This window comes from Thermoanaerobacter siderophilus SR4 (assembly GCF_000262445.1).
In the GTDB taxonomy this organism is placed as follows: domain Bacteria; phylum Bacillota; class Thermoanaerobacteria; order Thermoanaerobacterales; family Thermoanaerobacteraceae; genus Thermoanaerobacter; species Thermoanaerobacter ethanolicus.
In genome coordinates this window covers 76,789-91,759 of sequence record NZ_CM001486.1, presented here as the reverse complement: position 1 = coordinate 91,759, position 14,971 = coordinate 76,789, and the positions used below count along the sequence as shown (strand labels likewise).

The window sequence follows — 14,971 nt, the reverse complement described above, 5'->3', positions numbered from 1 at the left end:
TTTAACTACAACATTTTTTTAATATATACAAAAATATTCCAACGCATATTATATAGCTTTTTTAGATTTTTGTCAATGGTTTCTCTTTTACAGTTTATCCAGATTGTCCTTTGTTAATACATCCTTAAATAACTCATAGAAAAAATAAATATCAAGAAAAATATCGCAAGAAAAAACAGTTTATTTTTTTTTTTTTTTTTTTTTTTGAAACTTTTTTAAAATTGACATTATAAGAAACAAATGGTATAATTTTTTTGTCAAATTATGTCGAGAAGAAGGGAAAACGGTGGAAGTATACAATTACAGCGAGTATTATCTTATAAAGCATTTAATGACGAGTTTGAAACATTATCATTATATAACTTATTTACACAGTATAAGAGTTGCGAAACTTACTTATTTAGTTTCTAAAAAATTGGGATTACCCAAAAAGGAGCAAATTTATAACTGTAAGGGGGGATTATTACACGATATTGGCAAGGTATTAGTACCTGTCGCCATTCTTGACAAGCCAGGTTCGCTTACAGAGTTAGAATACGAATTTGTGAAGATACATCCGAGTTATGGCGCGGAGATGTTAAAAATTTTTCCTTCTTTGAGGGATTTAATTCCAGGGGTACTTTACCATCATGAAAGGCTAGATGGTTCTGGCTATCCTTTTGGTGTCAGTATTATTCCTTTAAATGCTCAAATAATAGGAATTTGTGATTCTTTTGATGCAATGACTACAAAAAGGCCTTATAATGAAAAGAGGTTAAAAAGTATACACGAGGCAATATTTGAATTAAAAACCCAACCACAAAAATATAATTACAAAATCGTAGAAGCGTTAGAAGAAGTGTTGTGGGATAAAAAGGGGGATCAACAACACTTTATTTCTATATAATGGGAGGGTAACAAATGAAAAGCATTAGAACAAAACTTTTGGTGTTTATACTCTTGTTTATTTTAATTCCCCTTGTCATAACAGGATATTTTTCTACAAATATTGCAGAGAGTGTTCTTAAAACCAAGATAAACGATTCTAATCAAGCAGCTTTATCGGTTTTAAATAAGTACATAAATTCTATTAAACAAGACACAGAATCAATGCTTGAAATGTTAGCTGAATCAAATGCTATAATGAATTATGATGGGAGCAGTGCTTCAGATGAGGCAGTACTTAAAAAATTAGAAGAAGTAAAAAAATCTATGCCAAATGCAATGAATGTGTATTTTGCGACACCTGATAAAAAGATGATTTTGTACCCACCTCAAAAACTAGAAAATTACGATCCAACAGAAAGGCCGTGGTATAAAGATGCTGAAAAAGCTGGAGGTAATATTGTCTGGACAGATCCTTATGAAGATTTCAATACTAAGGCGCCAGAAATCACTGTTACTAAAGCCATTACGGGTTCGAGTGGTAAGTTAGTAGGCATATTAGGAATTGATATAAGTTTAGAACAACTTTCTAAAAATATATCTAGTGTTAAACTTGGAAAGACAGGGTACATATACCTAGTTACAAAAGATGGTACTGTTATTACTCATCCGGATACTACTAAGTTGTTTACTTCTATAAAAAAATATGACTTTGGGGAAAAATTGTTAAGTCTTAATAATGCTACTATACAGTACAGTTCAAACAATGTGTACAAGTTTGCCAGTGTGAGAAATCTTGACAGCTTTGGGTGGAAAGCAGTAGTTACAATGGAAAATAGCGAATTAACAAAAGATGTGACGAAAATACGAGATTTTGTAATCACTGTAAGTATAATAGTATTACTCATAGGATTTTTAATAGCATACTTCTTTGCAAATTCTATATCCTCAGGAATCAAAAAAGTGGTAACTGCTATGTCTGCAGCAGCTAAAGGGGATATTACGGTTAAAGCTAATGTAAAAGCAAAAGATGAAGTTGGAATATTGGCAAATAGCTTCAACACCATGATTGAAGGAATAAAAAGGCTTGTTTTTGACATAAGAAGCGTATCAGAGTCTGTAAATCACTCAGCGGAAAACATGGCTGTAGCTTCTGAACAAGCAGCACAAGCCACACAAGACGTTGCAAAAGCCATTGAAGAAATCGCACAAGGAGCTTCTAGCCAAGCAAGAGAAGCAGAGGAGAGCGCTAATGCCACTGTATTACTTGGGCAATTGATAGACCAATCCCTTAAAAACGCTGATGAGATAAACCAAGAAGTAGCGAATGTCAGCATGGTATCCAACGAAGGGCTTGTGATTATAGATGACTTAATTAAAAAGACAGAACTGACAGTAGAAGCAAATAACAATGTAAAGGAATCCACAAATTATCTTTTAGAAAAATCTACGGAAATAAGCAAGATTGTAGAGACGATAACGGGCATAGCAGACCAGACAAATCTTTTATCACTAAACGCAGCGATAGAAGCAGCAAGAGCAGGAGAGGCAGGAAGAGGTTTTGCCGTTGTAGCAGATGAAGTGAGGAAATTGGCAGAGCAGTCCTCACAGGCAGCGAGAAATATAGCTAACTTAATATCTGAGATACAAAGCACGATTAACGATACTTACAAGACAGTAGAAGACTCAACAAAATCAATAGAAGAGCAAAGCAATGTAGTCAATACCACAAAAGATGTATTTGAAGGAATACTTCATGCAGTGAATTTCATAGTAGAGAAGATTGACAATCTAAACAAATCATTAAAGGAGATAGAGGAGCATAAAAACAAGATAGTAGATTCAATACAGAACATAGCGGCTGTATCAGAAGAGTCAGCGGCATCAGCGGAAGAAGTATCCGCAACATCACAAGAACAGTCGGCAATTGTGGAAGAGATGGCATCAACAGCAAATGAACTTAAGAATTATGCCAATATGCTTATTGAGGCAATTAAACAATTTAAAGTTGAGTAAAGGCGGGGTCATTCCCGCTTTTTAAATTTAAAAATGTATAAATATTAGCAGGATTTTTGAAGTGATAAATAGAAATATACTATATCACCAAATTAAAAAATTTATGGGGGGATTTAAATATGTCAAGAGTTATAAGAGCGCCAAGGGGGACCACATTACATTGCAAGAATTGGCAAATAGAGGCGCCTTACAGGACTTTGATGAACAATCTAGATCCGGAGGTAGCAGAGGACCCGGCGAATTTGATAGTGTATGGAGGAGCAGGAAAAGCTGCAAGGAATTGGGAAGCTTTTGATAAAATAATAGAGAGCTTAGAAAATTTGGAGGAAGATGAGACACTTCTCATACAATCTGGGAAACCTGTAGGAATTTTTAAAACTCATACAATGGCACCAAGAGTGCTCATATCCAATGCAATGTTAGTACCTGCATGGGCTAATTGGGAAAATTTCTGGGACCTTGAGGCAAAAGGGCTTACCATGTATGGGCAAATGACAGCAGGAAGTTGGATATATATAGGAACACAAGGGATTATAGAAGGAACTTTTGAGACTTTTGCAGCTCTTGCTAAAAAACATTTTGATGGAACATTGAAGGGAAAGTTTGTACTTACAGCCGGACTTGGAGGTATGAGCGGAGCGCAGCCTTTAGCAGTTACCATGTTGGATGGCGCATGCCTTGTAGTAGAAGTGGACAGAAATAGAATACAGAGAAGATTAGATACTAAATACCTTGATGTAATGACAGACAATCTTGATGAAGCTTTAGAAATGGTTTTGAAAGCGAAAGAAGAAGGAAAGCCTTTGTCAGTTGGACTTGTCGGAAATGCCGCAGATGTTCATCCTGAGCTTGTAAGGAGAGGAATAATTCCAGACGTTGTAACAGACCAGACATCAGCCCATGACCCATTAAACGGATATGTGCCAAATGGAATGACACTAGAAGAGGCATTTGCTCTTAGAAAATCAAATCCGGAGGAATATATAAAGAGAGCTAAAAAAGCTATGGCAGAGCATGTTTCAGCAATGCTTGAGATGCAAAAAAGAGGAGCAATAGCTTTTGATTACGGCAATAACATAAGGAGAATGGCTTATGATGAAGGGGTAAAAGAGGCTTTTAATATCCAAGGTTATGTTCCTGAGTATATAAGAGATTTATTCTCTGAAGGGAAGGGACCTTTCCGCTGGATTGCATTATCAGGAGACCCTGAGGATATTTACAAGACTGACGAAAAAGTTTTAGAACTTTTCCCTGAAGATAAACTGCTTGAAAGATGGATTAGGTTAGCGAGAGAAAAGATTAAATTCCAAGGATTGCCTGCGAGGATTTGTTGGTTAGGATATGGCCAAAGGGCGGAATTTGGACTTGCAATAAATGAAATGGTGAGAAAAGGCGAACTGAAAGCTCCTATTGTAATAGGTCGTGACCACCATGATACAGGTTCTGTTGCATCCCCTTACAGAGAAACGGAGGCAATGAAAGATGGCAGTGATGCTATCGCAGATTGGCCAATACTTAACGCCTTGTTAAATACTGCTTCAGGAGCTACATGGGTATCAGTACATCACGGCGGTGGAGTTGGAATAGGATATTCAATACACGCAGGAGTAGTGGTGTGTGCCGATGGAACAAAAGAGTCTGACTTGAGAATAGAGCGGGTTTTGACCTCTGACCCTGGTTCTGGTGTTATGAGACATGCAGATGCTGGATATGAAATTGCAATAAGAACTGCGAAAGAAAAAGGAATAAAAATGCCTATGCTAAAATAACGTTGGAAAGGATGAGGAAATAAATGGATCAGATAATTGAATGTGTACCTAATTTTAGTGAAGGAAGAGACCAAGAAAAAATAGCACAGCTTGTCAAAGAAGTTGTGTCGACGGAAGGAGTAAAGCTTTTGGATTACTCTTCCGATAAAGACCACAACAGGACAGTTATAACCTTTTGTGGAGATGCAAAGGGAGTAAAAGAAGCGGCTTTTAAGCTCATTAAAAAAGCTTCAGAGATAATTGATATGAGGTACCATAAAGGGGAGCATCCGAGGATTGGGGCAACAGATGTAGTACCCTTTATACCTGTGAAAAATGCTACAATGGAAGAATGTATCCAAATTGCAAGAGAAGTAGGAGAAAAGGTTGGAAGAGAGCTTAATATACCTGTGTATTTATATGAAGAAGCTGCTACAACTCCTGAAAGAAAAAATTAGAGAATATAAGGCGAGGAGAATATGAAGGCTTTTTTGAAAAGATAAAACAGCCGGAATGGAAGCCTGACTTTGGCCCTCAGGAGATGAACACCAAAAGCGGTGCGACAGTGATTGGCGCAAGAAATTTTCTCATTGCCTACAATGTCAATCTTGCTACAGACAATATTGATATAGCTAACAAAATTGCTAAAGCTATCCGATTTTCAAGCGGCGGTTACCGGTATGTAAAGGCGATGGGGGTGGAATTAAAAGAAAGAGGAATTGTACAGGTGTCGATGAACCTTACTGATTTTAATAAAACACCTATTTACAGAGTTTTTGAAACAATTAAAGCAGAAGCTAGTAGGTATGGGGTAAATGTTATAGGCAGTGAAATAATAGGGCTTGTGCCAGCAAAGGCTTTGTTTGATGTGGCAGATTATTATTTAAGAATAGAGAACTTTTCTGAAAATATGGTTTTAGAAAACAGAATATACGAATGAGGTGTTAAAATGGAGGCAGATTTGTTAATATACAACATTAAGAAAATTTATACACCTCTTGGCAATTGCCCACAATGTGGAAGTGACATGGAAAATATAGAAGAAATTGAAGATGCTTATATTGCAATAAAAGATGGAAAAATTTTAGCGGCAGGAAAATCACCTGCCGCAATTTCTGCAAAAGAAAAAATTGACGCAAAAGGCATGATTGCAATTCCTGGATTTGTAGACCCTCATACTCATCTTATACATTATGGCTCAAGAGAAAATGAAGTGGCACTTAAATTAAAAGGGTATTGTTATGTAGACATATTAAAGCAAGGTGGAGGAATACTTTCTACTGTTAATGCAACCAGAAATGCTTCTGATGACCAATTGATAGAAAAAGCTATGAAAAGCCTTGATATAATGCTATCTCATGGCACTACTACTGTAGAAGTAAAAAGCGGATATGGACTTAGCACAGAAGAAGAGATAAGGCTTTTAAGACTTATGAATAAGCTTAATTCAATCTCTCTTGTGGATATTGTTCCTACTTTTTTAGGGGCTCATTCAATACCCACGGAGTTTAAGGAGAATTCTTGGGGATATGTTGATAAAATTATAAATGAAATGATTCCCAAAGTAAAAGAGGAAAATCTTGCAGAGTTTTGTGATGTTTTTTGCGAAGATGGAGCTTTTGACTATGAACAGTCTAAAAAGATATTAGAAGAGGCTAAAAAGTATGGAATGAAACTTAAAATTCACGCTGATGAGTTGACACAAAGTGGTGGAGGAGAATTGGCGGGAATATTAGGTGCTGTAAGCGCAGACCATCTTGAAGAGGTATCTGAAAAAGGAATTGAACTTATGAAAAAAGCAGGTACTGTAGGGGTACTTCTTCCTGGAGTTTCTTACTTTTTAGATAGACCTTATGCCAATGCAAGAAAATTAATTGAAAAAGGTCTTGCTGTGGCTCTTGGTACGGATTACAACCCGGGGACAAGCCCTACAGAAAATTTACAGCTTATAATGTCTTTTGCGTATATAAAAATGAAAATGTCTGCCAAAGAGATTTTAACTGCTGTAACTTTAAATGCAGCTTGTGCTATTGATAGGGGAAATGAAATAGGCACAATAGAAAAGGGTAAAAAGGCAGACATACTCTTAATTGACGTACCAAACCTTGACTATGTGATGTACCACTTTGGAATAAATCATGTAAATACAGTTATAAAGTCAAAAGGGGACAAGGCGGTTGTAATTGGGGTAAGGTAAAAATGCGTATTTTACAACGTGCAGCAGATTTTAAATATGTTTATGATAAATATAATGAGGAAGTTTTAGAAAATTATTAATAAACGTGGTGAAAAGTATGACGTCAAAAAAATCCACAGTATGCGCTGTGGATTTTTTTATACAAATATATCTTTGAAAACCCCCAAATAATATAAAACTCTCAAAAATATTGTAACAATTTTTTTGGCAGTTGTATTACGGAAATTATATATCATTGGTATAATAGGTAGTGGGGGAAAATATATACACAGAGAAGGAGATGATTTTATGCTAATTGATGATTCATTAAAGGAGTATATTGAAAAAGTGGCCTCAAAATCACCAACACCGGGAGGAGGAAGTGTATCGGCGGTATCAGCAAGCCTTGGGATTGCCCTTTCTTCTATGGTTTACAATCTTACAATAGGGCGAAAATTTTATGAGGAATATACTGATGATATTAAAGAAGAGATTCAACAAGGGCTTAGTATATGTAATCGACTTCTTGCAGAATATGTAAAGCTTATTGATGAAGACACTGTAGCTTATGACGAAGTGATGAAAGCCCTTAAAATGCCAAAAGATACTGAAGAAAATAGAAAAATAAGGAACGAAGCGCTTCAAAAAGCTTATATTAACGCTATGAATGTTCCTCTAAAACTTGCGAGATTATGTGGAGAGGCATTTACCCCGACGATGTTGATTGCGGAATACGGGAATCCTAATGCCATATCTGATGCGGCAGTTGGGGCTATTCTACTATATGCAGCTATAGAAGGAGCTGTTTTAAATGTAAAAGTGAATTTGCCTTATATTAAGGATAAAGAACTGGCAGAAAAAGCGCGGATAGAATGCGATGAAATTTTAAATAAATACAAGGAAGTAAGAGATGAAGTTGTAAATAAAGTATTAAATAAAATTTCAGGGTAATAGTAAAATAAAAAATATAATTGTGAAAGATACATAAAGAAAAACGGAGATTTTTAGAGAAATTGTATGCCTTTTAAGTAAAACTGATGAATTTAGGAGTTGTATATGACCTTTGATAAAGTTATAATAAAGTTAGATGTCAGACAAGCTTATATGTTTACCGAGTGCAAAATCGGTAAACGGTAACAAAATTTTTTGTAGGAGGTTATATGATGAAAAGGTGGCGTGTTGTTTTAGCATCCTTGTTAATTGTAGTGTTATCAGTTTCAGTGCTTTTGTCAGGATGCTCTTCAAAGACAAAGCAAGAAAGTACACAACCCCAAACTACGCAAGAATCTAAAAACAAAGATTTTAAAGTAGGTCTTGTAACAGATGTGGGTGGCATCAATGACCACAGCTTTAACCAAATGGCTTATGAAGGCTTGCAAAGAGCTGCTAAAGAATTAGGTGTTACAGTGAACGTAATACAATCAAAGAAAATGGAAGACTATGTACCAAACTTAACAAATTTTGCACAACAAGGGTACAACTTGATAATTGCAGTAGGTTTTATGATGCATGATGCTGTTGAAGAAGTATCACAAAAATTCCCAGACACGAAATTTCTTATAATTGACTCAGAAGTGACAGACAGACCTAATGTTTCATCAGCTATGTTCAAGACAGAGCAAGTCGGTTATCTTGTAGGTGCTATGGCTGGATTAATGGAGAAAGAAAAAGTCGGTAAAGTAAAAGGTACAAACACCATAGGTGTGGTTGGAGGAATGCAAATACCACCAGTTGATAGCTTTATTGCAGGTTATCAACAAGGTGCAAAAGCTGTAAATCCTGACATAAAAATTATTATCAATTATACAAATAATTTCAATGACCCTGCGGCAGGTAAGCAAATGGCTTTGACAGAGATAAGCCAGGGTGCAGAAATAATCTTCCAAGTTGCTGGTGGTACTGGTGACGGAGTAATAAAAGCGGCACAAGAGAAAAACGTATATGCTATTGGTGTTGACGCAGACCAAAGCTATTTAGCTCCTGATCATGTTTTGACATCAGCAGTAAAAAGAGTTGATGTTGCAACATATGATGTTATAAAGGATACTTTAAATGGTAACTTCAAGAGTGGTATTGTATACTTTGATTTGAAAAATGAGGGTGTAGGAATAGGTAAAGTGAATAAAGATGTTCCACAATCTATCATAGATAAAGTTAATCAATTAGCACAGGATATAAAAGACGGTAAGATAACAGTATCTGATAAAGTTTCAAAATAAACTAAAACCATAAAAACCGGGGCTGAATACTGTTCAGCCCCTTTTTGGAGGTAGGAGTATGAGCGCGATATTAGAAGTAAAGAATATTACGAAAGTATTTCCTAAGGTTGTAGCAAATGACAATGTCAACCTTACAGTTGAAAAGGGAGAAATTCACGCTATACTTGGAGAAAACGGTGCTGGCAAATCTACTTTAATGAATATTATATACGGTTTATATAAACCGGATTCAGGTAAGCTTATTTTTGATGGGGAAGAACTCAATCTAAGTGGTCCTCATGAAGCTATTGAAAAGGGTATAGGAATGGTACACCAACACTTTATGCTTATTCCTGTTTTGACAGTTGCAGAAAACATCGTATTAGGTGCAGAGCCTAAAGGCATAACTTACGATAGGAAAAAAGCAAATGAACTCATAAGAGAGATTTCACAAAAATATCACTTAGAAATAGATCCTGAAGCAAAAGTAAAAGATTTATCTGTTGGTCTTCAGCAAAGGGTTGAAATTTTAAAGGCTTTCTATAGGAAAGCGAAACTTTTGATTTTAGATGAGCCGACAGCTATGCTTACTCCTCAGGAAACAGAAAAATTATTTGAAATAATGAGAGAACTTGTAAAACAAGGTATGTCAATAATATTTATAAGTCACAAATTAGAAGAAGTATTAGAGATTTCTGATAGAGTTACTGTTATGAGAAGAGGTAAAACTGTTGGTACTTTGAACACAAAAGAAACAAATGAGCAAGAACTTGCTAATTTAATGGTTGGTAGAGAAGTAGTATTGAGAATAGAAAAGAGTGAGTACAAGCCAGGGGATGTCGTTTTAAGTGTTAAAAATTTAAATGTAGTTGACCAGCAGAACGTTCCTAAGGTTAAAAATGTAAGTTTTGAAATACACGAAGGAGAAATTTTTGGACTTGCAGGTATTGATGGAAATGGGCAATTAGAATTAGTGGAAGCTATAATGGGATTAAGGCCTAAGAAATCAGGCAATATTTTATTTTATGGAAAAGATGTTACAAATTTTACTACAAGACAGCTTTATAGAGAGGGTATATCGTATATTCCACAAGACAGGCAAGCAGATGGACTTGTTTTGGATTTTACAATTGCAGAAAATTTGATTTTGAGGGAATATAAAGATCCCACCTATTCTCGCTATGGTGTAATTCAATATAAAAAAGTATATGAAAATGCCGAGAAAAAAGTCAAAGAATTTGACGTAAGGCCTCCCGAATACATGCTTAAGGCTCGTGGTTTATCAGGAGGAAATCAGCAAAAAGTTATTTTGGCAAGAGAGGTAGGATACAATCCTAAGCTTTTGATTGCAGTTCAGCCTACAAGAGGTATGGATGTTGGCGCCATAGAATATATCCATAAGAGAATACTGGAATTGAGAGATAAAGGTGCTGCTGTATTTCTCGTTTCATTAGAGCTAGAAGAAATAATGTCATTATCAGATAGGATTGGAGTTATATACAATGGACAGCTTATGGATGTTTTGGACGGCAAAACTGCAACGAGAGAACAAATAGGAATGCTTATGGCTGGTTCACGATTTGATAAGACGACATTGGAGGCGAGATAATGAAGAATCTTTTAAAAGAACTGTATATTCCTGTTGTAGCTGTGCTTATAGCAATAATAGTTGGTTCTATTATAATGCTTATTACAGGATTTAATCCTATAACAGCTTATATATCTTTATTTATAGGTGCTTTTGGTTCAGTTAATAATATTGCAAATACTCTTGCAGCTGCTGTACCTCTTATATTGACAGGATTGGGTGTAGCTATATCTTTTAAGGCTGGACTATTTAATATAGGTGCAGAAGGACAGTATTGGATAGGTGCAATAGTAGGTGTTTGGATAGGCTATAGTTTTACTGGATTGCCATGGTATATTCATATACCCTTTGCACTTATAGCTGCGATGATAGCAGGAGGACTTTGGGCAGGACTCATTCCAGGACTTGCAAAAGCCTATACTGGTGCTAATGAAGTTATAACTACCATGATGATGAGTTATATTGCTATATATTTTAGCCATTTTTTACTTGAGTTTGGCCCTATGATGGAGAAGGGAGGAACAATTCCTCAATCTCCTGTAATTAAGGAAAGTGCAGTAATACCATTTTTGATTCAAAACACTCAACTTTCTTATGGAATTTTTATTGCTCTTGCTGCTGCAATTTTTGTATATTGGCTTATGTTTAAAACGACATGGGGTTTTGAAATGAGAGCAGTAGGATATAATCAAAGAGCAGCAAGGTACGCAGGAATGAATGTGCCTTTGAATATGGTGCTTTCATTAGGACTAAGTGGCGCCTTTGCAGGACTTGCAGGTGCTGTTCAGATGTTAGGAGTCCAGCATAGGCTTTATGACAGTTTTACTTCTGGATACGGTTATACAGCAATAGTTGTAGCGCTTCTCGCAAACAACAATCCGATAGGAGTTATATTTGCGGCAATTTTGTTTGCGGCTTTAGGTACTGGTTCTCAGTATATGCAGCTTAATGCGCAGGTACCAGGTCAAATGGCAGACGTTATTACAGGGCTTATAGTATTCTTCGTTGCAGCTCATAGAGTAGCAGAAGTTATAAAAGGTATGTTTGCTAAAAAGCAAAAGAAGGAGGCAGAAGCATGAAGGAAATATTTTTAAATCCACAACTTTGGGCAGCTACTTTGGCTATGGCCACACCATTAGCATTACCTGCGCTAGGTGGTACTTTTTCTGAAAGATCTGGCGTCGTAAATATAGCGATGGAAGGTATTATGCTTATTGCAGCGTTTTTTGCAGTTGTATTTGCTCATGCGACAGGTAGCGCTTGGTTAGGATTTTTAGGTGCTATAATAGTAGGGCTTATAGTTGCTTTGATTTTTGCGTGGGCGGCTGTAAGCTTAACGGCTAATCAAATAATTTTAGGTATGGCAATTAATATTTTTGCATCGGGTATTACGGCGTACCTTTTAAATACGATGTATGGTTTTACAGGTACTCCTACTGATACTCCTATGCTTCCCACTATAGATATTCCAGGCATTAAGAATATACCATTTTTAGGTCAAGTTTTAAGTGGGCACAGTGTAGTAGTATATTTGATGATAATAATTTTATTCATATCAGATTATTTTCTGTTCCACACAAATTTGGGACTAAGACTTCGAGCAGTTGGTGAAAATCCTGAGGCGGCTGAAACAGCGGGTATTGATGTTATAAAATTAAGGTATCTTGGCGTTGCATTAAGCGGTATTCTTTCTGCGATGGGTGGCGCTTACCTGTCAATAGGTGCGTTAAATAGTTTCAACCCTGATATGACAAGTGGTAGAGGTTATATTGCGTTGGCAGCAATGATTTTTGGTAAATGGACACCTTTTGGGTCTTTTGGTGCTGCACTTCTCTTTGGATTTGCAACAGCTCTCAGCATGCAGCTTCAGAATACGGCATTTTCTAAGAATATAATCATGATGTTGCCCTATATATTGACAATACTTGCACTTGTGGGTGTCGGTGGAAAGAGCGTGCCACCTGCTGCAGATGGAGTACCTTATACACCAAAGAAATAAGGGGATTTTATGTCGATGTTGTTACCTGAGAAAAAACCGCTGTATGAGCTCGCCTTAAGGAAAATGGAAGAATTGATAAAGACAGGGCAGTGGAAGGAAGGGAGCAAGCTCCCTTCTGAATCACAGCTTGCCAAACAATTTGGCATTAGTCGAGCTACTTTAAGGGAAGCAATGAGAATTTTAGAAGATGAAGGACTTATAGTGAAACAGCAAGGGGTAGGAACTTTTGTAAGGAGAAAACCACTTATAAAGAGTGGCTTGGAAGAGTTATTTAGTGTTACCACTTTAATTGAAAGACAAGGAATGGTGCCTGGTACAAAAGATTTTACCGTATACAAACTTCCTGTTACAGAAAATGAGGCAAATCATCTTAGATTAAAGCCAGGAGATATCATATATAAAGTAGAAAGGGTAAGGACAGCTGATGATGTGCCTGTTGTTTACTGTATAGATAGATTGCCTCAAAATATTGTAGGGGAATCTTTTACGGGATTTGAGCAATCTGTGTTTGCTTATCTTGAAAGTGAGCATTCTATAACAATAACTTATGCAGTTTCCAATATAAGAGTCATAAAACATGACCCTGTAGTTGAGAAAAAACTTATGATGGATAAAAATGATTCAATACTTCTTTTAGAGCAAGTCCATTACGATGAAAACAACATGCCAATCCTTTATTCTTCTAACTATTTTAACGCATCTAAATTTGATTTCTATATTATACGCAAAAGGACATTATGAAAGTAGGTGCATAAGATGGAATATAAAGATTATGAGAAGCTTATAGATCTAGCAAAAGAGGCGAGGGAAAGGGCTTATGTGCCTTATTCCCATTTTAAAGTAGGTGCTTGTGTTCTTACTGAAAATGGCAAAACTTATCAAGGCTGCAATATTGAAAATGCTTCTTATGGTCTTACAAATTGTGCAGAAAGAACAGCTCTCTTTAATGCTTATGCAAATGGAGAAAGGAAATTAAAGGCAATTGCTGTTGTTGCTGACACTGAAGGTCCTGTCTCTCCTTGTGGTGCTTGTAGGCAGGTAATGATGGAACTTGGTGGAGAAGACATGGTCGTGATACTCAGCAATATGAAAGGCGATTACGCTGTTGTTACTGTTAAAGACTTATTGCCAGGTGCTTTTACCTCAAAAGATTTAAGGGAATAATGGGGAATAATACGTACACAAGTTCATAGAAGAGGTGGTAAAATGTTCAAAAGAGTCATACTAATAGTTTTAGATAGCGTCGGAGTAGGAGAATTGCCAGACGCATATAAATTTGGAGATGAGGGTTCTAATACTTTAGGTCACGTCACAGAAAAAACAGGTATTGGACTTCCTAATATGGGGAAATTAGGTTTGGGAAATATTATACCTTTAAAAAGCGTTCCTGAAAACCCGAATGCTGTTGGCGGATATGGCAAAATGGCTGAAAAATCAGCAGGCAAAGATACTACAACAGGCCATTGGGAGATAGCAGGACTTATTACTGAAAAGCCTTTCCCTACTTATCCCCATGGTTTTCCTGAGGAAATTATCAAAGAGTTTGAGAAGAGGATTGGGAGAAAAGTTTTGGGAAATAAGCCTGCTTCAGGAACTGAAATAATAAAAGAATTGGGAGAAGAACATGTAAAAACAGGATATCCTATAGTTTATACTTCTGCTGATAGCGTATTTCAAGTAGCGGCCCATGAGGATGTCATACCTCTTGAAGAGCTTTATAGAATTTGTGAAATTGCCAGGGAAATACTAAAAGGAGACCATGCGGTGGGAAGAGTCATTGCAAGGCCTTTTACCGGTACTCCTGGAAATTTTGTGAGAACAGGAAATAGGAGAGATTTTTCGTTAAAGCCTTTTGAGCCTACTATATTAGATATGTTAAAAGAAGCTGGATATGAGGTTTTTGCTATAGGAAAGATTGAGGATATTTTTGCTGGACAGGGAATTACTGAAAAAAACCATACGACAAACAATGACGAGGGCATTACAGCTACTATAAAAGCGATGGATGAAATTAAAAATGGCTTGATTTTTACAAATTTAGTTGATTTTGATATGTTGTATGGCCATAGAAATGATGTTGAAGGATATGCAAAAGCTCTAACACATTTTGATAACAGACTTCCTGAGATAATGGGAAAACTTACAAAGGAAGATTTACTAATTATAACTGCTGACCATGGGTGTGACCCTACTACACCAAGTACTGATCATTCAAGGGAGTATGTACCACTATTAGTTTATAGTCCTTCAATGAAACATGGAGTAAATCTTGGAGTGAGAAGTACTTATTCAGACGTTGCAGCTACAATAGCCGAGATATTTAAAGTTGGACCTACAAAACATGGCACATCTTTCTTGAAGGAATTACCTTTATGAGTGGGG

12 protein-coding genes and 1 pseudogene are annotated in these 14,971 nt (G+C 36.3%); all 13 read left to right on the top strand.

Annotated features, from left to right (window positions below; genetic code table 11):
* Positions 1 to 286: 286 nt before the first annotated feature.
* The gene (locus THESIDRAFT1_RS00460; RefSeq protein WP_006569150.1) at positions 287 to 886 is read left to right on the top strand and encodes an HD-GYP domain-containing protein; all 600 of its coding nucleotides are present in this window, start codon (positions 287 to 289) and stop codon (positions 884 to 886) included.
* A 14-nt stretch (positions 887 to 900) separates the two neighbouring features.
* A complete protein-coding gene (locus THESIDRAFT1_RS00455) occupies positions 901 to 2,880 on the top strand; it encodes a methyl-accepting chemotaxis protein (protein ID WP_006569149.1) in 1,980 nt (659 codons plus the stop codon).
* Positions 2,881 to 2,999: 119 nt separating this feature from the next.
* Positions 3,000 to 4,649: a urocanate hydratase gene (gene hutU, locus THESIDRAFT1_RS00450; RefSeq protein ID WP_003869236.1), complete on the top strand. Its 1,650-nt coding sequence runs from the start codon at positions 3,000 to 3,002 to the stop codon at positions 4,647 to 4,649.
* Between the two features lie 23 nt (positions 4,650 to 4,672).
* A pseudogene (gene ftcD, locus THESIDRAFT1_RS00445) lies at positions 4,673 to 5,568 on the top strand (glutamate formimidoyltransferase).
* Positions 5,569 to 5,577: 9 nt separating this feature from the next.
* On the top strand, positions 5,578 to 6,825 hold the full coding sequence (gene hutI / locus THESIDRAFT1_RS00440; RefSeq protein WP_004402001.1) for an imidazolonepropionase: 1,248 nt from the start codon (positions 5,578 to 5,580) through the stop codon (positions 6,823 to 6,825).
* 288 nt (positions 6,826 to 7,113) lie between these two features.
* Positions 7,114 to 7,755: a cyclodeaminase/cyclohydrolase family protein gene (locus THESIDRAFT1_RS00435; RefSeq protein ID WP_006569147.1), complete on the top strand. Its 642-nt coding sequence runs from the start codon at positions 7,114 to 7,116 to the stop codon at positions 7,753 to 7,755.
* A gap of 212 nt (positions 7,756 to 7,967) precedes the next feature.
* On the top strand, positions 7,968 to 9,023 hold the full coding sequence (locus tag THESIDRAFT1_RS00430; RefSeq protein WP_004402538.1) for a BMP family lipoprotein: 1,056 nt from the start codon (positions 7,968 to 7,970) through the stop codon (positions 9,021 to 9,023).
* A 58-nt stretch (positions 9,024 to 9,081) separates the two neighbouring features.
* Entirely contained in the window at positions 9,082 to 10,611 is a 1,530-nt protein-coding gene (locus tag THESIDRAFT1_RS00425) for an ABC transporter ATP-binding protein (protein ID WP_006569146.1), read from the top strand.
* Positions 10,611 to 11,669, top strand: a complete 1,059-nt coding sequence (locus THESIDRAFT1_RS00420; protein ID WP_003869242.1) for an ABC transporter permease — start codon at positions 10,611 to 10,613, stop codon at positions 11,667 to 11,669. The genes THESIDRAFT1_RS00425 and THESIDRAFT1_RS00420 overlap by 1 nt, the downstream gene beginning before the upstream one ends.
* Positions 11,666 to 12,589, top strand: coding sequence for an ABC transporter permease (locus THESIDRAFT1_RS00415; RefSeq protein WP_003869243.1), 924 nt, complete (start codon positions 11,666 to 11,668; stop codon positions 12,587 to 12,589). The genes THESIDRAFT1_RS00420 and THESIDRAFT1_RS00415 overlap by 4 nt, the downstream gene beginning before the upstream one ends.
* Positions 12,590 to 12,604: 15 nt before the next feature.
* On the top strand, positions 12,605 to 13,330 hold the full coding sequence (locus tag THESIDRAFT1_RS00410) for a GntR family transcriptional regulator (RefSeq protein ID WP_003869244.1): 726 nt from the start codon (positions 12,605 to 12,607) through the stop codon (positions 13,328 to 13,330).
* A gap of 15 nt (positions 13,331 to 13,345) precedes the next feature.
* Positions 13,346 to 13,753: a cytidine deaminase gene (locus THESIDRAFT1_RS00405; protein WP_003869245.1), complete on the top strand. Its 408-nt coding sequence runs from the start codon at positions 13,346 to 13,348 to the stop codon at positions 13,751 to 13,753.
* 42 nt (positions 13,754 to 13,795) lie between these two features.
* Positions 13,796 to 14,965 carry a phosphopentomutase gene (locus tag THESIDRAFT1_RS00400; protein WP_004402531.1) on the top strand — a complete coding sequence of 390 codons (1,170 nt, stop codon included), beginning with the start codon at positions 13,796 to 13,798 and terminating at the stop codon, positions 14,963 to 14,965.
* Positions 14,966 to 14,971 lie beyond the last annotated feature (6 nt).